Consider the following 18,413-nt stretch of genomic DNA (forward strand, 5'->3'; position numbering starts at 1 on the left):
CTCGGTGTTTCTGGAAGGGTTGAACCGCGCCTTATGCGCGGTTTTTTATTGGCCGCCGGCTCAGCCGCCGGAGGCGCTGACGCGGGCTTGGGCCACGGCTTCGTCGGCGTCGTGCAGGGCGACGCGGAACACGCTGCCGCTGCCGAGGCGGGAGCGCACGCTGACGGGATGGCCCAGCACGTGCGAGAGGCGCGCGACGATGGCCAGGCCCAGGCCGAAGCCGTCGGACGTGCCGGCGTGGTCGGCCACCTTGTAGAACTCCAGGAACACGTCGCGCAGGTGTTCGGGCGCAATGCCGATGCCGGTGTCCCACACCTCCACGCGCAGGCCGTCGCGCGTTTGCCGCGAGGCCAGCAGCACGCCGCCGTCGGTGGTGTACTTGATCGCGTTGGCCAGCAAGTTGCCGAGCATGCGGCGCACCCGGATCGGGTCAGTCAGGAAGCTGCCCTCGGTCACGTGCACGCGGAAATCGAGCCCCCGGCTTTCCGCTACCGGGCGGTATTGCAGTTCCAGGTCATGCAGCAGTTCGGCCACGTCCACACGCTCGATGTGCAGGCGCACCTGGCCCGAATCGATGCGCGCGAGGTCGAACATCGAATCGAACAGCGCGTTCACCGCGTGCGTGGCGCGAACGATCTTGGGCGCGAGTTCCAGCACCAGTTCGGGCTCGTTGCGCAGCCAGTCGGCGTAGAGCGACAAGGCCAGCACCGGCTGGCGCATGTCGTGCGCGGCGCTCGCGAGAAAGCGGTTCTTCATGGCCACGGCCGCCACCGCGGCCTGCCGCTGCTGCGTGAGCGACTTGATCAGGATGTGGTTGTGGAACAGCAGCTCCAGGCTGTTGCGCGCCGTCTCGTGGATGTGGCGCCCCGCGCGCAGCAGCAGGAACCAGTGCAGGATCGGCAGGATCGGCATCAGGAAGCCGTACTGGAAATGCGGCTCCACGAGGTTGATGCTCACGAGCCGGATCAGAACCGCCCCCAGCATCGTGATGAACAGCGTGTTGACGTAGCGCTTGAGCAGCGGTGGATGCAGCGCCAGCCCGTTGAGCGGAAAGGTGCCGACGCCGGCCACGATGAGCCAGCTCATGAACTGGTTGACCTGCGGCGTGCGCTCGAAGAACAGCAGGATCGACAGGCCCCAGACCACCGCGCTGGTGCTCCAGATGAAGCCATAGCGTTCGGTGAACTGCTGCTGCGCCGCCGCGCTCCGGCCGGCGTAGCGCACGGCATAGACCCTCGCGCCCCAGGCCCGGCAAGCCGTGGCAATGAGGCCCGCGGCAAGCCAGGTCAGCAGTTCCCATCGGGGCACATAGCTCCAGTTCAGGCCGACCATCCCCGGCATGAGCGCCGCCGAAACAATGTAGGACCCGCGCGCGGAGCGCATGAGGCTGCGGATCAGCTCGCCGCGTACCCAGGATTCAGCTTCGTCGGCCGAAGCCGGGACCGGTGTCACGCTCGCGATCGACGGATTGGCCATGTGGCGCGGAGCCTCTTGTTCATTCGGGACTACAAGGAAAAAATCCCGGCATGCGGGGGGCATGGGGAGGTGCGATCTTAACGGCCCGATACAGTTGCTTCGAAGCTTGCCCGGACGCCTTGAGCAGCGGCCGCGAAAAACGCGAAGGCATGGGAAACGAAAGGCTCCGGTTTCGCCGGCGCGGATGGCCGGGCCGTGCAACGGGCAAAAAAATAGCCCCTTTGCGGGGCCATTCTTGGAGGAGAGGGAGGGATTCGAACCCTCGGTACTATCGCTAGTACGCCTGATTTCGAGTCAGGTACATTCGACCACTCTGCCACCTCTCCGGTGCTGTCGAGCCTGCGATTATAGCAGACCAAAACCGGGCTTTTGAAGCCCGCTCGTTCAGCCGCGCAACAGTTCCAGTCCGCCGAGGTAGGGCCGCAGCGCCGCGGGCACGTTGATCGAGCCGTCCTCGTTCTGGTGGTTTTCCAGCACCGCGACCAATGTGCGGCCCACCGCCAGGCCCGAGCCGTTGAGGGTGTGGACGAGTTCGTTCTTGCCCTGCGCGTTCTTGAAACGGGCCTGCAGGCGGCGCGCCTGGAAGGCTTCGCAATTCGAGACCGAGCTGATCTCGCGGTAGGTGTTCTGCGCCGGCAGCCACACCTCGAGGTCGTAGGTCTTGGTGGCGCCAAAGCCCATGTCGCCGGTGCACAGCAGCACCACGCGGTACGGCAGCTCGAGCGCCTGCAGCACGGCCTCGGCGTGGCCGGTCATCTGCTCGAGCGCGTCGTAGCTCTTTTCGGGGTGGACGATCTGCACCATCTCGACCTTGTCGAACTGGTGCTGGCGGATCATGCCGCGCGTGTCGCGCCCGGCGCTGCCCGCTTCGGAGCGGAAGCACGGCGTGTGGGCCGTGAGCTTGATCGGCAATTGGGCCTCGGCCACCACCTCGTCGCGCACGAAGTTGGTGAGCGGCACTTCGCTGGTCGGAATGAGGTAGAGCGCCGAATGGTCGGGCGCGGGCTCGCCCTCCTGGCCGCCCTTCTTGGCAGCGAACAGGTCGCCTTCGAACTTGGGCAGCTGGCCGGTGCCGCTGAGGGTGGCGGCGTTGACGATGTAGGGCACGTAGCACTCGGCATAGCCGTGCTTCTCGGTCTGGGTGTCGAGCATGAACTGCGCGAGCGCGCGGTGCAGCCGGGCGATCGGCCCCTTCATGACGGTGAAGCGCGAGCCCGCGAGCTTGGCGCCCATCTCGAAGTCGAGCCCCAGGGGCGCGCCCAGGTCGACGTGGTCCTTGGCCGCGAAGGGCAGCGGCGCGGCATTGGCGCCGGCACCGCCCTGCGGGCTCCAGCGGCGCATCTCGACATTGCCGGTTTCGTCCTCGCCGACCGGCACGCTGGCGTGCGGCAGGTTGGGCACGGCCAGCAGCAGTGCCTGCAGTTCGGGCTGGATCTGGTCGAGCCGCGCGGACTGCGATTCCTGCTCGGCCTTGAGCGCATTGACCTCGGCCATCAGCGCATCGACCGGCTCGCCCTTGGCCTTGAGCGGGCCGATCTGCTTGTTCAGCGCGTTGCGCCGGGCCTGGATCTCCTCGGTGCGGGTTTGCAGCGTCTTGCGCTCGGCCTCGAGCGCGGTGAACGCCGACACATCGAGGTAGGGCTGGTTCTTCTTGCGTTTTTCGAGGCCGGCCACAGCGGAGGCCAGGTCTTTGCGGAGCAGAGTGATGTCAAGCATGGGGGGATTTTAGGTGGGCGTAGCATCGCCCTCCCGCAACTTCAACCGAAGGGAAAGAGCGATGCAAGCCTATCTGACATTCAACGGCAACGCGGCCGAGGCGCTGGCCTTCTACGCGAAGGCGCTGGGCGGCAAGGTCGTCTTCAGCATGAGCTTCGGCGAAAGCCCGATGGGTGCCGAAACGCCGGCCGCCTACAAGGACAAGATCATGCACGCCACGCTGGAGGCCCGTGGCCACCAGCTGATGGCCTCCGACATGCCGCCCGGCATGCCCTTCGAGGGGCACAAGGGCTTTTCGCTGTCGGTTCAGGGCAGCAGCGTGGACGAGGGAAAGAAGCTGTTCGATGCGCTGGCCGAAGGCGGCGAGGTCACGATGCCGTTCGGCCCGCAGTTCTGGGCCGCGGGCTTCGGCATGCTGAAGGACAAGTTCGGTGTGCCTTGGATGGTCAATTGCGAGAAGTAAATAGAGCCCCCCGGCTTTTCACTTCGCTGCGCTGCGTGTAATTCGCCACCCCCCGGGGGGGAGGCGCGGCTCGCCTTGGGGCGGCCCGGCGGCGGCCGCCTCGCTGTCCGCCTCAGGCCACGGTGGCCGGGTCGACATTCGCGCCGCAGACGATCAGGCAGACCTTCTCGCCTTCGCGCGGCACGTAGGCACCGGTCTGCAGCGCCGCCAGCGGCAGCGCGGCGGCCGGCTCCACGGCGAGCTTCAATTCCTTCCACAGCCACTGCTGCGCGGCGCGGATGGATTCGTCGGACAGGAGCAGTGCGTCCTGCACGTATTGCTGGGTGATGTCCCAGGAAATGGCGCCGATGCGGCGCGCGCCGAGCGAATCGGCGGCAATGCCGCCCACCTCGACGTCGACCGGCTCGCCGGCCTGGCGGGCGCGGTACAGCGTGGGCGCCTTTTCGGGCTCGAGCGCCACCACGCGGGCGCGCTTTTCGAACCAGCCGGCAAGGCCGCCGATCAGGCCGCCGCCGCCCACGCTCACGAGCACGGAATCGGGCAGGCCGCCCTCTGCCTCGATCTCCTGGCCGAGCGTGCCCGCGCCGGCCACGACTTCGGGCTGGTCGTAGGCATGCGTGAGCAAGGCGCCGGTTTCCTCCTGGCGCGCGAGGCAGGCCGCCAGCGCGTCGGGATAGAGCTCCCCGACCACCACCACCTCGGCGCCGAGCGCCCTCAGGCGGGCGCGCTTGGCTTCGGGCGAGACGCCCGGCAGGAACACCTGGCAGCGCACGCCCAGCGCCTTGGCGGCCGCCGCGGTGGCAATGCCCGCGTTACCGCCCGAGGCCACGATCACGCCGCTTTCGGGAATGTCGTTGGCCAGCAGGCGGTTCATCATGCCGCGCGCCTTGAAGCTGCCGCTCACCTGCATGTGCTCGAGCTTGAGCCACAGCTCCACGCCCGGCGCCGCGAGGCCGAAGGCCGCGGACGGCAATTTCCAGAGCGGGGTCTGGCGCAGGAAGCCGCCGGCGCGCTCGCGCAGCCTGCGGGAGGCGCTCTCGGTTTCAGAGCGCCAGCGGGTGTTTTCGTTGTTCAAGAGATGTGTCCAGGAGGGGGAATGTCGTCGAGCTTGAGGCCCTTGGGGAGCGGAAACTTGATGGTTTCCTCGATGCCGTCCATCTTGCGGACCGACACCGCGCCCAGCGCCCTCACGCGCTCGACCACTTCGCGCACCAGCACCTCGGGAGCGGAAGCGCCGGCCGTGAGGCCGACCCGGCCCTTGCCCTCGAACCACTCGGGCTTGAGCTCGTCGGCCGAATCGACCATGTAGCTTTCGGTGCCCAGGCGCTCGGCCAGCTCGCGCAGCCGGTTGCTGTTGGAGCTGGTGGGGCTGCCGACCACGATCACCAAGTCGACCTGCGGGCTCAGGATCTTGACCGCGTCCTGGCGGTTCTGCGTGGCATAGCAGATGTCCTGCTGTTTGGGCTCGCGCACCTTCGGAAAGCGCGTGCGCACGGCCGCCGCGATCTCGGCCGCGTCGTCCACGCTGAGCGTGGTCTGCGTGACCACGGCGAGCTTCTCGGTCTGCGCGGGCGCCACCTTCGCCACGTCTTCCACGTCTTCCACCAGGTGGATGCCGCTCGAAAGCTGGCCCATGGTGCCTTCGACCTCGGGGTGTCCCTTGTGGCCGATCATGATGAACTCGTAGCCCTCCTTGGCGAGCTTGGCGACCTCGACGTGCACCTTGGTCACCAGCGGGCAGGTGGCATCGAAGACGTCGAAGCCGCGGTCGCGCGCCTCCTGCTGCACCGCCTTGCTCACGCCATGCGCGCTGAACACCAGCGTGGCGCCGGGCGGCACGTCGGCCAGGTCCTCGATGAAGATCGCGCCCTTGGCCTTGAGCTCGTTGACCACGTAGGTGTTGTGCACGATCTCGTGGCGCACGTAGATCGGCGCGCCGAACTTGGCAATGGCGCGCTCGACGATCTCGATGGCGCGGTCCACGCCGGCGCAGAAGCCGCGCGGCTCGGCAAGGATCACTTCCTCGATGTTCGGGTTCATGCCAGGGATCCTGCGGTTCTTGCAGCCGGGCCGCTCATAGGACACCGATCAGCCGGACCTCGAAGGTCACGGGCTGCCCGGCCAGTGGATGGTTGAAGTCGAAGCGCACCGCGGTTTCGTTCGATTCGACCACCGCGCCCGCATAGCTGCCCGCGCCATCGGGCGTGGGGAACTGCACCACGTCGCCGACCGCGTACTGCTCGTCGGGGTCGCCCATCTGCGCGAGCAGCTTGCGGGCCACCCATTGCTGCATCTCGGGATTGCGCTCGCCGAAGGCCTCGCCGGCGGGCAGCTCGAAGGTGGCGTGGGTGCCCTCTTCCAGGCCCATGAGCCGCTGCTCCATGGCGGGCGAGAGCTCGCCGGTGCCCAGCGACAGGGTCGCGGGCTTGTCGGCAAAGGTGTTGATGATGTCGCCCGCCGGACCGGCCAGCCGGTAATGCAGGGTCAGGAACGAGCCGGAAGTCACAACGTGGGACATGGGTGCAGCGGAGGTAGGCAAAGACAAGGTGGGTGTCCCGATAAACTGGACTGCATTTTAAGGAACGGGGGCTTCCACCCGCTCTTTCAAGGTTTCACCCAGGTTTTCGATGGCATTCAAGGATCTCCCCGCCCACGCCCGCCCGCGCGAAAAGCTCATCGCGCGGGGCGCCGCCGCGCTGGCCGACGCCGAGCTGCTGGCGTTGCTGCTGCGCACCGGCGTGGCGGGAAAAAACGTGCTCCAGCTCGCGCAGGAGCTGCTCGACCACTTCGGCGGCCTTTCGGGCCTGCTGCAGACGAGCGCCGAGGACCTGAAGGTGATCAAGGGCATGGGCGGCGACGCCAAGCGCGCCGAGCTCATCGCCGTGCTCGAACTGGCGCGCCGCGCCATGGCCGAGCGCCTGAAGGAGCGCACGGTGTTCGACTCGCCCGGCACCGTCAAGCAGTACCTGCAGCTGCACATCGGATCGCGCCCCTACGAGGTGTTCGCGGTGCTGTTTCTCGATGCGCAGCACCGGCTGATCGTGCTGGAGGAGCTGTTTCGCGGAACGCTCACCCAGACCAGCGTCTACCCGCGCGAAGTGGTCACGCGTGCGCTGCACCACCAGGCCGCGGCCGTGGTGCTGTCGCACAACCATCCGAGCGGCAGCATCGAGCCCTCGCGGGCCGACGAGTCGCTCACCCAGACGCTCAGGGCCGCGCTTTCGCTGATCGACGTGCGCGTGCTCGACCATGTGATCGTCAGCGCCGGCCAGAGCTATTCGATGGCCGAGAAAGGGCTGCTCTGATGGCTTCCCGCACGCCGCCCATCAAGAACCTGGCCGACCTGAAGCAGGTGCAGCGCACGCTGGCCGAGACCCGCGAGCGCGAAGCGGCAGCGGCCGCCGCCAAGGCCGCGGCCGAGCGCAAGCGCATGGCCGAGAAAGACCTGTTCGCGCGCGCCATCGGCGCGACCGAGCCGCTGCGCCGCAAGGCCGTGGTGCCGCTCGCGCCCGAGCCGCCGGCGCCCATTCCGGTGCAGCACCAGCTCGACGAGCAGCGCGTGCTGCGCGAGTCCCTGTCCGACGAGTTCGACGTGACCACCCTGCTCGACGTCGACGACGCCATGAGCTTTCGCCGCCCCGGCATCGGCACCGACGTGACCGCGCGGCTGCGCAAGGGCGACTGGAGCATCCAGGCGCAGGTCGACCTGCACGGCCTGCGCAGCGACGAGGCGCGCGAGGCGCTCGGCGGCTTCATCCGCAATGCCTACAAGCAGGGGCTGCGCTGCGTGCGCGTGGTGCACGGCAAGGGCCTGGGCTCGCCCGGCAAGCAGCCGGTGCTCAAGACCAAGACGCAGCGCTGGCTGATCCAGAAGAACGAGGTGATCGCCTTCGTGCAGGCCAAGCCGGCCGAGGGCGGGGCCGGCGCGCTGGTGGTTCTGCTGGCCCCTGCGCGGCGCTGACTGCGGCAGGCCGTCAGGCCAGGTGGTTCTTCAGCGGGATCGAGACATCCGCCACCGCCGCCGCATCGGGGCTGCGGCCCGCCTCGAGCAGCTTGCGGCTCATCATGTGATCGACCGGCGCATTGACCGATTCGACGCATGCGAGCTGCCCGTCGACATAGTGGAACAGCGAGAACGCCTCGGGCTTGGGGCCGGCGCGGCGCACGCTGGACAGGCCCGGCGTGCCCTCGGCCGGCATCAGGCCGACCATCTGCAGGCGCATGCTGCCCTGGTCGGACCAGAACCATGGCACCGCGTCGTGCGGACGCGGCGCGCCGGTCAGCGTGGCTACGGCGGTGCGCGCCTGGTCGTTCGCGTTCTGCACCGATTCGAGCCGCAGCGCGCGGCCCGCGCGGCGGTCGGGAAAGCGCGTGCAATCGCCCACGGCGAGCACGTCGGGCGCGCTGGTCTGCATGTGGCCGTCGACCACGATGCCGTCGGCGCACTCGATGCCCGCGGCCTGCGCCAGCGCGGTCTCGGGCACCGCGCCGATGCCCAGCAGCAGCAGGTCCACCGGCTGCTTCACGCCGTTGACCTGGATCGACAGCAGCCGCTCGCCCTCGACCTCGAAGGCGCCGGTGCGCGCGCCGAGCACGATGTCGATGCCCGCCGCACGATGCGTGGCGAGCACGTGCGCCGACAGCTCGGGAGACACGGCGCGGCCCAGCAGCCGCGGCGCGCTCTCGATCACCTGCACGCTCTTGCCGAGCGCCTTGGCGGTGGCCGCCACTTCGAGCCCGATGAAGCCGCCGCCCAGCACCGTGACCTGCTGCGCGGCAGCCAGCCGAGAGCGCAGGCGATGCGCTTCGTCGGCGGCGCGCAGGCTGGCCACGTTCTCGAGGCCGGGCTGCAGGTCGGGCATCTGCCGCGCGCGCGTGCCGGTGGCCAGCACCAGCCGCTCCCACGGCAGGATCGCGCCCGAGCGCAAGGTGACGGTGTGCGCCTCGCGGTCGATGGCCACGGCCGCATCGCCCAGATGCAGCGTGATGCCCGCTTCGCGGTACCAGTCGGCGGCCTTGTGCGGCTGCGTGGTTTCCTCGGCGCTCTTGAGAAAGGCCTTCGACAGCGGCGGCCGGTGGTACGGCTCGCAAGCCTCCTCGCAGACCAGGTGCACGCGCGCGCCCTGCCCGGCTTCAGCCAGCCCCGCGCAAAGCTGGGCCGCGGCGTGGCCGCCGCCGATGATGACGATGGAATTCATGGAAGAGGATCTTTCGTTGTCTGTTTTATTTATTCGCCGCGATTGCGCATCCAGTCGGCCGTCTGGAAAAACGAATCGCGCAGGCGTGCGCGCAATCCCTCGGGCACGCCGGTCTCGCCCATGGCCTGGTCCATGCAGGCCAGCCACTGGTCGCGCTCCTTGATGCCGATGCTGTGGCCGCCGATGCTTTGCGGCAGATGCCGCGCGCGCAGCATCGGATGGCCGAAACGGTCGGTGTAGTGCTGCGGGCCGCCGAGCCAGCCGCACAGGAACCAGAAGAGGCGCTGGCGTGCGTTGTCGAGGCTCGTGCCGTGGACCGCGCGCAGCTGCGCATAAGCCGGTTCGAGCTCCATCAGGTCGTAGAAGCGGTCGACCAGCGCCTGCACCCGGGGTTCGCCCCCGATCCATTCGAAGGGGGTATCGGCGGGAGGCTTTTCGTGAATCTGCATGGCGGGAGTATCCCTCTGTGCGCCTGTCAGGCCTGGACGAGGTTCGGAATTCCCACGTCGGGATTCACGTCGGCCTCGTAGTCCACGCCTTCGATGCCGAAGCCGAAAAGGCGCAGGAACTCCGCCTTGTAGCCGGCGAGATCGGTGAGTTCACGGACGTTCTGGCTCGTGACCTGGGGCCAGAGCGCCGTCACGCGCGCCTGCACTTGCGGGGACAGTTCCTTGTAGTCCGCGCGCAGCCGGCCCTCCTCGTCGAGGTGCGGCGCGCTGCCATAGAGGCTGTCGGCAAAAAGCCCGTGGACCTGCTCGATGCAGCCCTCGTGCGTGCCCTCGGCCTTCATCACCTTGAACAGCAGCGACAGGTACAGCGGCATCACCGGAATCGCCGAGCTCGCCTGCGTGACCACCGCCTTCAGCACCGAAACGCGCGCATCGCCGCCCTTCGCGGCCAGGCCCGCGCGGATGCCGAGCACCTTCTGGTCGAGGTCCTTCTTGGCGGCGCCGATGGAGCCGTTCCAATAGATGTCGTGCGTGATCCGCTCGCCCAGGTAGGTGAAGGCGGTGGTCTTGGCGCCATCGGCCAGCACGCCGGCGGCCTGCAGCGCGTCGATCCACATCTGCCAATCTTCGCCGCCCATCACCGCCACGGTGTCGTCGATCTCTTTCTGCGTGGCGGGCTCGAGCACGGTGTCCTTGACGACTTCGTTGTCGGTGTCGAGGCCGCGCAGGCTCACGGCCTTGCCGATGGGCTTGAGCGTCGAGTTGAAGACTTCGCCGGTCTTCGGATGGGTGCGCCGCGGCGCGGCCAGGCTGTAGACGACGAGGTCGACCTGGCCCAGCTCCTCGCGGATCGCCTCGATGGTTTTCTGCTTCACGTCGTCGGAAAAACCGTCGCCGTTGATGCTCTTGGCGTAGAGGCCCTCTTGCGCGGCGGCGCGGTGGAAGGCGGCCGTGTTGTACCAGCCGGGCGAGCCGGGCTTGCTCTCGCTGCCGGGCCGCTCGAAGAAGACGCCCAGCGTGCCGGCGCCGCAGCCGAAGGCCGCGGTGATGCGTGCGGCGAGGCCGTAGCCGGTCGATGCGCCGATGACCAGCACCCTCTTCGGTCCGCCCGCGATCGGTCCCTTCGCCTTGACATGGTCGATCTGCTGCCTGACGTTGGCCTCGCAGCCCGCAGGATGGGTCGTGACGCAGATGAAGCCACGCACGCGCGGTTTGATGATCATGAAGAGCTCGCTGAAGAGGGATGCCGCGGGGGCCGGGGGCGCGGGTTTTTGCGCCGCGAATTTAACCCAGGCCGTGCCAGGGCCGATCCTGCAAGGCCATATGCATATGTCGATTGAGGATTTAATAATCGCGGGTTTTGTTGATAGGGTCCAGCCCTTCGTCTTTTCATCCGGAGTGAGAACAACCATGCGCCACACCCTGCTTGCCGCGGCCCTCGCCGCCTCCACCCTGCTGACGGGCATCGCCGCCCACGCCGACCAGCTCGCCGACATCAAGAAGAAGGGCGAGCTCGTGGTCGGCGTGCTCGGCACCGACGAACCCGCCACCTTCATCGACCCGAAGACGCGGCAGATCGTCGGCTACGAGGTCGACCTGGTGAACGCCATTGCCAAGAAGATCGGCGTGAAGCCGGTGCTCAAGCAGATTGCCGTGGCCGCGCGCATTCCCGAACTGCAGCAGGGCCACGTCGACCTGGTGGCCGCCGGCCTCACGCACAACAAGGAGCGCGAGGCGCAGATCGACTTCTCGTTGACCACCTTCGTCACCGGCCAGAAGGCCATCGTGAAGAAGGACAGCGGCATCACCGAGGTGCCGCAGCTCGCCGGCAAGAAGGTGCTGACCATCCGCGGCGGCACGCAGGAGCCCAACATCCGCAAGGCCGTGCCCACCGCCGAGGTCGTGACCTTCGACACCAGCCAGCAGGCCTTCCAGGCGCTGCAGCAGGGCAAGGGCGTGGGCTACGTGGACGACGAGGCCGCGCTGCTGCGCAGCTACGCCAAGCTCGGCCCGCAGAAGGCCCAGTACGTGGTGCTCAAGCAGAACCTGAGCACCGAGGCGCTGGCCATCGGCATCAAGAAGGGCGAAAGCGCGCTCAAGGCCGTGGTGGACGACACGCTGCGCGAGCTCGAGAAGTCGGGCGAAGCGCAGAAGATCTTCGTCAAGTGGTATGGGCCGAATACCGCCTCGGGCTTCCAGACGCGCGACTTCAAGCTCGAGAGCGACAAGATCGACTGACATGGTATTTCTCCTTCCCCTTCCGGGGGAAGGCAGGGATGGGGGCTTGCGGCCTCTGAACAGTCCTCGGCAGTGATACTGTCGCCCCCCATGCCCCTGTTCGACTATTCGCTGCTCTTGACCGGCAAGTACCACGACATGCTGGTCGCGGGCCTGTGGCTGTCGCTGCAGCTGCTCGCGGCCTCGCTCGTGCTGGCGCTGCCGATTGCACTGGTGGTGGCGCTCTTGCGCCTTTCGCCGCTCGCGCCGCTGCGCTGGCTCGGCTTTGCGTATGTGGAGAGCATCCGCAACATCCCGCTGCTCGCGCACATGCTGTTCTGGTACTTCGGCGCGCCCGAGCTGCTGCCCGAGGGCATCAAGCAGTGGCTCTATGCGGGCCACATCGAAGCCTACAGCGCCATCATCGCGCTGTCGCTCTACACGGCCGCCTTCATGGCGGAGGACATCCGCAGCGGCATCCGCGCGATTCCCACGGTGCAGTTCGAGGCCGGCCGCGCGCTGGGCTTCAGCTTCCTGGGCACCATGCGACGCGTGGTGCTGCCGCAGGCGCTGCGCGTGACGGTGCCGCCGCTGATCTCGCAGACGCTGAGCCTGTGGAAGAACACCTCGATCGCCACCGTGATCGGCGTGGCCGAGCTGATGTACCAGGCCGGGCAGGTCGAGAGCGCGAGCTTCCGCAGCTTCGAGTCGTTCGCGTTCGCGAGCGCGGCGTACCTGACGGTGTCGCTGGCCATCACGGGGCTGGCGACCTGGTACCACCACCGGTTCCCGGTGCGGACCATCTAGGGCTGTCGACGAGATGTTAGAGATCATCCACGACTACTGGGTCTACTTCCTGATCGGGCAGTACCCGAACGGGCCGCTCGGCGGACTCGTGCTCACGTTGCTGCTCGCCTCCTGCGGCCTGGTGCTCGCGCTGCCGCTGGGCATCGTGCTCGGCCTGGCGCGCGTGAGCCCGTGGCGCTGGCTGCGCTGGCCGGTGACGGGCTTCGTCTTCGTGGTGCGCGGCCTCCCCTTGCTGATGGTGATCTTCTGGGCCTACTTCTTCCTGCCCAGCGTCACGGGCGTGAAGACCGACCAGTTCACCACCATGCTGATCGCGCTCGTGGTGTTCGATGCGGCCTACCTGGCCGAGATCGTGCGTGCGGGCATCCAGGGCCTGCCGCGCGGCCAGATGGAAACCGCCCGCGCGCTGGGCCTGGACTATGGCCGCGCGATGCGCCTGGTGGTGCTGCCGCAGGCCCTGCGCAGCATGCTGCCCTCGCTGGTGAACCAGTTCGTCTCGACCATCAAGGAGACCTCGCTCGGCTACATCATCGGGCTGGCCGAGGTGTCGTTCATTGCGACGCAGATCAACACGCAGGTGTTCACCAAGCCCGCGCAGATCTACCTGATCCTGGGCCTGACCTATTTCATCCTGTGCTTCGGCCTCTCGCGCTTCGCCTACTGGCTCGAACGCCGGCTCGCGCGGCGCGGCATGTCCACCGCCAGCTCCGTCTCGGCTCCCAAGGTATCCGCATGATCGAACTCCAGAACGTCAACAAGTGGTACGGCAGCTACCACGCACTGGTCGACATCGACGAGACCATCCGCAAGGGCGAAGTGGTGGTCGTCTGCGGGCCTTCGGGCTCGGGCAAGTCGACGCTGATCCGCACCTTCAACCGGCTGGAGCCGATCCAGTCGGGCCGCATCCTCATCGACGGCAAGGACATCCATGCGGCGGGCACCGACGTGAATGCGTTCCGCTCGCGCATCGGCTTCGTCTTCCAGCAGTTCAACCTGTTTCCGCATCTCACGGTGCTGCAGAACTGCACGATGGCGCCAATGCAGCTGCGCGGCCTCTCGCGCAAGGAGGCCGACGAGCGCGCCATGGCCCTGCTGCAGCGCGTGGGCCTGGCCGGCAAGGCCAACGCATGGCCGAGCGAGCTCTCGGGCGGCCAGCAGCAGCGCGTGGCGATCGCGCGCGCCCTGGCCATGCAGCCGCCGCTGATGCTGTTCGACGAACCCACCAGCGCGCTCGACCCCGAGATGGTGGGCGAGGTGCTGCTCGTGATGCGCGACCTCACGCGCGACGGCATGACCATGGTCTGTGTGACGCACGAGATGGGCTTTGCGCGCGAGGTGGCCGACCGCGTGCTCTTCATGGACGAAGGCAAGGTGCTCGAACGCGCGACGCCCGACGACTTCTTCAACCGGCCGCAGCATCCGCGCGCGCAGCAGTTTCTTTCGGACATCCGCTCGCCCTTCGCGCGCGGCGCATGAGATGCTCTCCACGCCCATGACCGACACACAGACGCTTCCCGTGATCGACGTCGCCCCGCTCGTGGCCGGCGCCCCTGGCCGCGAAGGCGTGGCCGCGCAGATCGGTGCCGCCTGCCGCGCGCACGGCTTCTTCTATGCCACGGGCCACGGCGTCGACGCGGCGCTGGTGCGGCGCCTCGAAGAGCTGAGCCACCGCTTCTTCGAGCTGCCTGAAGAAACCAAGATGCGGTGGCGCATGGCGCTGGGCGGGCGCGCCTGGCGCGGCTACTTTCCGCTCGGCGGCGAGCTGACCTCGGGCCGGCCCGACTGGAAGGAAGGCCTCTACCTCGGCACCGAGCTGCCCGCCTCGCATCCGCTGGTGCAGGCGAAGACGCCGGTGCACGGGCCCAACCTGTTTCCCGACGTGCCGGGTTTTCGCGAAACCATCCTCGCCTACATGGCGGCCGTCACGCAGCTGGGCCACCGGCTGATGGAGGGCATCGCGCTGAGCCTCGGCCTGCCGGCCGCGTATTTCGCCGAGCGTTACACCGCTGACCCGCTGATCCTGTTCCGCCTGTTCAACTATCCCTCCCAGCCCGTGCCCGAGGGCCTGGACGTGCAATGGGGCGTGGGCGAGCACACCGACTACGGCCTGCTCACCATCCTGCACCAGGACAACGTGGGCGGCCTCGCGGTGCACACGCCCGGCGGCTGGATCGATGCGCCGCCGGTTCCGGGCGCCTTCGTCTGCAACATCGGCGACATGCTCGACCGCATGACCGGCGGGCTCTACAAGTCGACGCCGCACCGCGTGAAGCGCAACACCTCGGGCCGGGACCGGCTCTCGTTTCCGCTGTTCTTCGATCCGAACTTCGAGGCGCGCGTGCAGCGCATCGAAGGGCTCGCGGGTGCCGAGGCACGCGACGACAGCGCCGAGCGCTGGGACCGCGCCAACGTGCACGCCTTCAGCGGCCGCTACGGCGACTACCTGCTCGCCAAGGTGTCGAAGGTGTTTCCGCAGCTGCGCGACGAGGTGCTCTGAGGCGCTTTCGACGGAGGGCCGGCGGGAACGCCGATGAATTCGTCCTCCCAGTGGCCGACATCCGCATCGGGATCGGAGATGGGCACGAGCTTGTCGCTGCGGCAGTAGAAGGTCCAGCCCTCGAACAGCACGTCGTAGTAGGTGCCGGGCAGGTAGCGCTCGCTGGGCGCCTCGTAGGGCGCCGAGACCACCTCCACGATGCGCCCCACCGCGCGCTCGGTCATCGGCGACGCGAGGCAGCTGTCGAGCACGTGGCAGAGGGTCCCGATCTTGATCATGTGCGCATCACCTGGCCGGGAAACCATCGCGGCACGTGTGCCACGGCCTCATGCAGGGAGTCGAGCACATGGAACGCCCGCTCGATGATCGCAGCAGGCGGGTGCTTGAGGTCCGGCACGATCACGACCCGAAGGCCCGCCGCCAGCGCGGCCTTGGCGCCGTTCTCGCTGTCCTCGAAGGCCACGCATTCCGCGGGATCGACGCCCAGGCGCTCGGCCGCGAGCAGGTAGAGCGCCGGATCGGGCTTGGCGCGCGCCACCTCGTCGCCGCCCGCGAAGGCCTCGAAGTGATGGAGCACGTCGAGGCTGCCGAGGCAGGCCGCGATCTGGCCGCGCCCCGACGACGAGGCGACCGCGCAGCGTATGCCGCGCCCGCGCAGGGCCGTGAGCAGCTCGGCCGCGCCGGGCTTGATGGGAAAGAGCGGCCGGGCGTCGCCGTCGGCGCGTTCCAGCTGCAGCGCGGCGGTCACTTGCGCCGCCGCATGCTGGTAGGCGGCCGCGCCGCCGAGCAGCGCCGCAAGGATCTGCTTCGACTCGGCCATGGCCAGCCCCACGCATTGCAGGTACTGGGCGTGCGAAAGCTCGATGTCGAGCGTGCGGGCCGCTTCGATCCAGGCGGCCATGATGGGCCGCTCCGAATCGATGAGCAGCCCGTCCATGTCGAAGATGGCGGCGGTGAACATGGGGTGATCCTAAGCCCGTGCGGCGGAAAGCAAAAAGGGGCCGACGGCCCCTTTTTTGAATGAGCGGCTGCGATCCGCCTCGTCAGTCGCGCACCAGCGCCCGGTTGAGCCCCAGCGCCGCCAGCGTACCGACCGCGCCGGACAGCAGGTACACGCTCACATAGGCCAGCCCGAAATTCGCCGACAGCCCCAGCGCCACTAGCGGCGCGAAGGCGGCACCGATGAGCCAGGCCAGGTCGGCCGTGAGGGCCGCGCCGGTGTAGCGGTACTTGGGTTCGAAGTTCGAGGTCACGGCGCCGGCCGCCTGGCCGTACGACAGGCCCAGCAGCACGAAGCCCAGCAGGATGAAGATGTCCTGCCCGAGGCGGCCGCCGTCGAGCAGCGTGGGCGCAAAGCCGCTGAACACCGCGATCATCGCGGCCAGGCCGCCCAGCGTGAAACGCCGTCCCACGCGGTCGGCAACCACGCCCGAGGCCACGATGCCGCCGGCGCAGAACACCGCGCCGATCATCTGCACCACCAGGAACTCGGTGATCGACTGGTCGGAGTACAGCGTGATCCACGACAGCGGGAACACCGTGATCAGGTGGAACAGCGCATAGCTGGCCAGCGCCGCGAACGCGCCGATCAGCAGGTTGGCGCCCTGCGAGCGGGCCAGCTCGACCACGCTGGTGGGCTGCAGCTCGCGCTCCTCGAGCAGGCGGGAATACTCTTCGGTGGCCACCAGCCGCAGGCGCGCGAACAGCGCCACCACGTTGATCGCGAAGGCCACGTAGAAGGTGTAGCGCCAGCCCCAGTCGAGGAAGTCCTTGAGCGGCAGGTTGGCGTAGAGGTAGGCGAACAGCGCGCTGGCCACGAAAAAGCCGAGCGGCGCACCCAGCTGGCCCAGCATGGCGTACCAGCCGCGGCGGTTCTCGGGCGCATTGAGCGCCAGCAGCGACGGCAGGCCGTCCCACGAGCCGCCGAGCGCCAGGCCCTGGGCGAAGCGGAACACCGACAGCAGCACGATCGACGTGAAGCCGAGGCTCGCGTAGCCCGGCAAAAAGGCAATGCCCGCGGTGGAGGTGCCCAGCACGAACAGCGCAATGGTCAGCTTGGCTTCCCGCCCGAAGCGCCGCTGGATGGCCATCGAAATGACGGTTCCGAACGGCCGTGCGAGGAATGCGAACGAAAAAACCACGAAGGCGTAGAGGGTTCCCTCCAGGCGCGCCTCGAACGGAAAGAACACCGCCGGGAACACCAGCACCGAGGCAATGCCGTAGACGAAGAAATCGAAATATTCCGACGCGCGGCCGATGATCACGCCCACGGCGATCTCGCCGGGTGCGATGTGTGAATGTTCGTCGCCCTGCCGGGCGGCGTTTTCGGACGTGTTCGGCACAGGCTGTGCGCCTTGCGGACTGATGCTGGACGTCGTCGTCATTGCGTTTTTTAATTCGGGTGTCACCGGCAGTGACAGAGGTAGACCATTGAACAGGTTCCAAGCGTCTCACCGAATGAGGATTCCCGCCATAGGACAAAACGTCCAATAGGCGGCGAAGGCCTTTGGTCGTAGATTGTGGAGTCTTTGCGCAGCCCACGCACTTCTTTCTTTCGGCATGCCCACCCTCAAATCTCTTCGCCGATGGCCCCTGTTGCTTCCGCTTGCCTTGCTGGCAGGCTGCAACACGGTGCTCATGAACCCTTCCGGGGACATCGCCAACCAGCAGGGACGCCTCATCGTCGTCTCCACCGTGCTGATGCTGATCATCATCATTCCGGTGATCGCGCTGACCCTCTTCTTTGCCTGGCGCTATCGCCAGTCGAACAAGGAGGCCGACTACAGCCCCGACTGGGACCACTCCACCCAGCTCGAACTCGCGATCTGGGCCGCGCCGCTCCTGATCATCATCGCGCTGGGCGCCATCACCTGGATCAGCACCCACACGCTCGACCCGTACCGGCCGCTCAGCCGGCTCGACGCCGAGCGCCCGATTCCCGCCGAGGCCAAGCCGCTGGTGGTCGAAGTGGTGGCGCTCGACTGGAAATGGCTCTTCATCTACCCCGAGCAGGGCTTTGCCACGGTGAATGAAATGGCCGCGCCGGTCGACCGGCCGATCACCTTCAAGATCACGGCCTCCTCGGTGATGAACTCCTTCTTCATTCCCGCGCTGGCCGGCCAGATCTACGCCATGCCGGGCATGGAAACCAAGCTGCATGCGGTCATCAACAAGCCGGGCGAGTTCGAGGGCTTCTCGGCCAACTACAGCGGTGCGGGCTTCTCGGGCATGCGCTTCAAGTTCCACGGCCTGAGCAACACCGACTTCGACCAGTGGGTGCAGAAGGTCAAGTCCGGCAAGGACGGCGAACTCACGCGCGAGCAGTACAAGAAGCTCGAAGCGCCGAGCGAGCGCGAGCCGGTGCGGCACTACGCCGCGGTGGCGCCCGACCTGTACGACGCCATCCTCAACCTCTGCGTCGACCGCAACAAGATGTGCATGAAGGAAATGATGGCCATCGACGCGGACGGCGGACTGGGCAAGCCCGGCGCGTTCAACATTGCCACCAGGAAGGCCTGGCAGGCTGACACCCTCACCAATTCGCCCACGCGCAAGTACGTGACGGCGATGTGCACCACCGAAGAATGACG

General features: G+C 67.6%; 20 protein-coding genes and 1 tRNA gene. 9 read left to right on the forward strand and 12 right to left on the reverse strand.

Annotated elements, in window-relative coordinates:
• Window positions 1-60: 60 nt before the first annotated feature.
• From ACAM58_RS19735 to serS, 3 genes are all read right to left on the reverse strand, one after another.
• On the reverse strand, window positions 61-1,476 hold the full coding sequence (locus ACAM58_RS19735) for a HAMP domain-containing sensor histidine kinase (protein ID WP_015866803.1): 1,416 nt from the start codon (window positions 1,474-1,476) through the stop codon (window positions 61-63).
• A 236-nt stretch (window positions 1,477-1,712) separates the two neighbouring features.
• A tRNA-Ser gene (locus tag ACAM58_RS19740) sits at window positions 1,713-1,802 on the reverse strand.
• Between the two features lie 58 nt (window positions 1,803-1,860).
• Entirely contained in the window at window positions 1,861-3,192 is a 1,332-nt protein-coding gene (gene serS, locus ACAM58_RS19745; protein WP_018905263.1) for a serine--tRNA ligase, read from the reverse strand.
• Between the two features lie 61 nt (window positions 3,193-3,253).
• Between serS and ACAM58_RS19750 the strand changes: the two genes are divergently transcribed.
• On the forward strand, window positions 3,254-3,655 hold the full coding sequence (locus tag ACAM58_RS19750; RefSeq protein WP_015866805.1) for a VOC family protein: 402 nt from the start codon (window positions 3,254-3,256) through the stop codon (window positions 3,653-3,655).
• Between the two features lie 112 nt (window positions 3,656-3,767).
• Here the strand turns inward: ACAM58_RS19750 and ACAM58_RS19755 are convergent, their stop codons facing one another.
• The 3 genes from ACAM58_RS19755 to ACAM58_RS19765 are packed head-to-tail and all read right to left on the reverse strand — an operon-like array spanning window position 3,768 to window position 6,173.
• Window positions 3,768-4,730 (reverse strand): threonine/serine dehydratase, encoded by a 963-nt coding sequence (locus ACAM58_RS19755; protein WP_369663378.1) that lies wholly within the window; start codon window positions 4,728-4,730, stop codon window positions 3,768-3,770.
• Window positions 4,727-5,695, reverse strand: a complete 969-nt coding sequence (ispH, locus tag ACAM58_RS19760; protein WP_015866807.1) for a 4-hydroxy-3-methylbut-2-enyl diphosphate reductase — start codon at window positions 5,693-5,695, stop codon at window positions 4,727-4,729. Before ispH ends, ACAM58_RS19755 begins: the two co-directional genes overlap by 4 nt.
• Window positions 5,696-5,729: 34 nt before the next feature.
• Window positions 5,730-6,173 carry a peptidylprolyl isomerase gene (locus ACAM58_RS19765; RefSeq protein WP_015866808.1) on the reverse strand — a complete coding sequence of 148 codons (444 nt, stop codon included), beginning with the start codon at window positions 6,171-6,173 and terminating at the stop codon, window positions 5,730-5,732.
• Between the two features lie 109 nt (window positions 6,174-6,282).
• Between ACAM58_RS19765 and radC the strand changes: the two genes are divergently transcribed.
• Window positions 6,283-6,960, forward strand: coding sequence for a DNA repair protein RadC (radC, locus tag ACAM58_RS19770; protein WP_015866809.1), 678 nt, complete (start codon window positions 6,283-6,285; stop codon window positions 6,958-6,960).
• Window positions 6,960-7,616 carry a Smr/MutS family protein gene (locus ACAM58_RS19775; protein ID WP_015866810.1) on the forward strand — a complete coding sequence of 219 codons (657 nt, stop codon included), beginning with the start codon at window positions 6,960-6,962 and terminating at the stop codon, window positions 7,614-7,616. Before radC ends, ACAM58_RS19775 begins: the two co-directional genes overlap by 1 nt.
• 13 nt (window positions 7,617-7,629) lie before the next feature.
• Here the strand turns inward: ACAM58_RS19775 and ACAM58_RS19780 are convergent, their stop codons facing one another.
• The 3 genes from ACAM58_RS19780 to fabV are packed head-to-tail and all read right to left on the reverse strand — an operon-like array spanning window position 7,630 to window position 10,525.
• Complete coding sequence (locus ACAM58_RS19780; RefSeq protein WP_369663379.1) at window positions 7,630-8,853, reverse strand: NAD(P)/FAD-dependent oxidoreductase; 1,224 nt, start codon at window positions 8,851-8,853, stop codon at window positions 7,630-7,632.
• A gap of 29 nt (window positions 8,854-8,882) precedes the next feature.
• Window positions 8,883-9,302, reverse strand: coding sequence for a group II truncated hemoglobin (locus ACAM58_RS19785; RefSeq protein WP_015866812.1), 420 nt, complete (start codon window positions 9,300-9,302; stop codon window positions 8,883-8,885).
• Window positions 9,303-9,328: 26 nt separating this feature from the next.
• On the reverse strand, window positions 9,329-10,525 hold the full coding sequence (gene fabV, locus ACAM58_RS19790) for an enoyl-ACP reductase FabV (RefSeq protein WP_369663380.1): 1,197 nt from the start codon (window positions 10,523-10,525) through the stop codon (window positions 9,329-9,331).
• A gap of 187 nt (window positions 10,526-10,712) precedes the next feature.
• On the opposite strand from fabV, the gene ACAM58_RS19795 reads away from it, so the two are divergent.
• The 5 genes from ACAM58_RS19795 to ACAM58_RS19815 all read left to right on the forward strand — a co-directional run bounded on the left by ACAM58_RS19795 (window position 10,713) and on the right by ACAM58_RS19815 (window position 14,823).
• Window positions 10,713-11,540 (forward strand): ABC transporter substrate-binding protein, encoded by an 828-nt coding sequence (locus ACAM58_RS19795; RefSeq protein WP_015866814.1) that lies wholly within the window; start codon window positions 10,713-10,715, stop codon window positions 11,538-11,540.
• Window positions 11,541-11,630: 90 nt separating this feature from the next.
• The gene (locus ACAM58_RS19800; RefSeq protein ID WP_369663381.1) at window positions 11,631-12,326 is read left to right on the forward strand and encodes an amino acid ABC transporter permease; all 696 of its coding nucleotides are present in this window, start codon (window positions 11,631-11,633) and stop codon (window positions 12,324-12,326) included.
• A gap of 13 nt (window positions 12,327-12,339) precedes the next feature.
• On the forward strand, window positions 12,340-13,062 hold the full coding sequence (locus ACAM58_RS19805) for an amino acid ABC transporter permease (protein WP_278877261.1): 723 nt from the start codon (window positions 12,340-12,342) through the stop codon (window positions 13,060-13,062).
• Window positions 13,059-13,802: an amino acid ABC transporter ATP-binding protein gene (locus ACAM58_RS19810; protein WP_062365771.1), complete on the forward strand. Its 744-nt coding sequence runs from the start codon at window positions 13,059-13,061 to the stop codon at window positions 13,800-13,802. The genes ACAM58_RS19805 and ACAM58_RS19810 overlap by 4 nt, the downstream gene beginning before the upstream one ends.
• Before the next feature lie 16 nt (window positions 13,803-13,818).
• Complete coding sequence (locus ACAM58_RS19815; protein ID WP_369663382.1) at window positions 13,819-14,823, forward strand: isopenicillin N synthase family dioxygenase; 1,005 nt, start codon at window positions 13,819-13,821, stop codon at window positions 14,821-14,823.
• Here the strand turns inward: ACAM58_RS19815 and ACAM58_RS19820 are convergent.
• The 3 genes from ACAM58_RS19820 to ACAM58_RS19830 form a co-directional block, all read right to left on the reverse strand.
• On the reverse strand, window positions 14,766-15,101 hold the full coding sequence (locus ACAM58_RS19820; RefSeq protein ID WP_015866819.1) for a hypothetical protein: 336 nt from the start codon (window positions 15,099-15,101) through the stop codon (window positions 14,766-14,768). The genes ACAM58_RS19815 and ACAM58_RS19820 overlap by 58 nt on opposite strands.
• The gene (locus ACAM58_RS19825) at window positions 15,098-15,784 is read right to left on the reverse strand and encodes an HAD-IA family hydrolase (protein WP_027729935.1); all 687 of its coding nucleotides are present in this window, start codon (window positions 15,782-15,784) and stop codon (window positions 15,098-15,100) included. Before ACAM58_RS19825 ends, ACAM58_RS19820 begins: the two co-directional genes overlap by 4 nt.
• Window positions 15,785-15,866: 82 nt before the next feature.
• A complete protein-coding gene (locus tag ACAM58_RS19830; RefSeq protein ID WP_015866821.1) occupies window positions 15,867-17,207 on the reverse strand; it encodes an MFS transporter in 1,341 nt (446 codons plus the stop codon).
• 175 nt (window positions 17,208-17,382) lie between these two features.
• On the opposite strand from ACAM58_RS19830, the gene cyoA reads away from it, so the two are divergent.
• Window positions 17,383-18,411 carry a ubiquinol oxidase subunit II gene (gene cyoA / locus ACAM58_RS19835; protein ID WP_015866822.1) on the forward strand — a complete coding sequence of 343 codons (1,029 nt, stop codon included), beginning with the start codon at window positions 17,383-17,385 and terminating at the stop codon, window positions 18,409-18,411.
• The last annotated feature ends 2 nt before the right edge of the window (window positions 18,412-18,413 follow it).

This window comes from Variovorax sp. V116 (genome assembly GCF_041154435.1).
GTDB classification, from domain to species: domain Bacteria; phylum Pseudomonadota; class Gammaproteobacteria; order Burkholderiales; family Burkholderiaceae_C; genus Variovorax; species Variovorax paradoxus.

Coding starts and splice junctions, on each gene's coding strand:
- ACAM58_RS19830 (WP_015866821.1), bottom strand. CDS start 17,207: ATGACGACGACGTCCAGCATCAGTCCGCAAGGCGCACAGCCTGTGCCG.
- ACAM58_RS19815 (WP_369663382.1), top strand. CDS start 13,819: ATGACCGACACACAGACGCTTCCCGTGATCGACGTCGCCCCGCTCGTG.
- radC (WP_015866809.1), top strand. CDS start 6,283: ATGGCATTCAAGGATCTCCCCGCCCACGCCCGCCCGCGCGAAAAGCTC.
- ACAM58_RS19795 (WP_015866814.1), top strand. CDS start 10,713: ATGCGCCACACCCTGCTTGCCGCGGCCCTCGCCGCCTCCACCCTGCTG.
- ACAM58_RS19750 (WP_015866805.1), top strand. CDS start 3,254: ATGCAAGCCTATCTGACATTCAACGGCAACGCGGCCGAGGCGCTGGCC.
- ACAM58_RS19805 (WP_278877261.1), top strand. CDS start 12,340: ATGTTAGAGATCATCCACGACTACTGGGTCTACTTCCTGATCGGGCAG.
- ispH (WP_015866807.1), bottom strand. CDS start 5,695: ATGAACCCGAACATCGAGGAAGTGATCCTTGCCGAGCCGCGCGGCTTC.
- ACAM58_RS19735 (WP_015866803.1), bottom strand. CDS start 1,476: ATGGCCAATCCGTCGATCGCGAGCGTGACACCGGTCCCGGCTTCGGCC.
- fabV (WP_369663380.1), bottom strand. CDS start 10,525: ATGATCATCAAACCGCGCGTGCGTGGCTTCATCTGCGTCACGACCCAT.
- ACAM58_RS19800 (WP_369663381.1), top strand. CDS start 11,631: ATGCCCCTGTTCGACTATTCGCTGCTCTTGACCGGCAAGTACCACGAC.
- ACAM58_RS19785 (WP_015866812.1), bottom strand. CDS start 9,302: ATGCAGATTCACGAAAAGCCTCCCGCCGATACCCCCTTCGAATGGATC.
- ACAM58_RS19825 (WP_027729935.1), bottom strand. CDS start 15,784: ATGTTCACCGCCGCCATCTTCGACATGGACGGGCTGCTCATCGATTCG.
- ACAM58_RS19820 (WP_015866819.1), bottom strand. CDS start 15,101: ATGATCAAGATCGGGACCCTCTGCCACGTGCTCGACAGCTGCCTCGCG.
- ACAM58_RS19765 (WP_015866808.1), bottom strand. CDS start 6,173: ATGTCCCACGTTGTGACTTCCGGCTCGTTCCTGACCCTGCATTACCGG.
- ACAM58_RS19780 (WP_369663379.1), bottom strand. CDS start 8,853: ATGAATTCCATCGTCATCATCGGCGGCGGCCACGCCGCGGCCCAGCTT.
- serS (WP_018905263.1), bottom strand. CDS start 3,192: ATGCTTGACATCACTCTGCTCCGCAAAGACCTGGCCTCCGCTGTGGCC.
- cyoA (WP_015866822.1), top strand. CDS start 17,383: ATGCCCACCCTCAAATCTCTTCGCCGATGGCCCCTGTTGCTTCCGCTT.
- ACAM58_RS19775 (WP_015866810.1), top strand. CDS start 6,960: ATGGCTTCCCGCACGCCGCCCATCAAGAACCTGGCCGACCTGAAGCAG.
- ACAM58_RS19810 (WP_062365771.1), top strand. CDS start 13,059: ATGATCGAACTCCAGAACGTCAACAAGTGGTACGGCAGCTACCACGCA.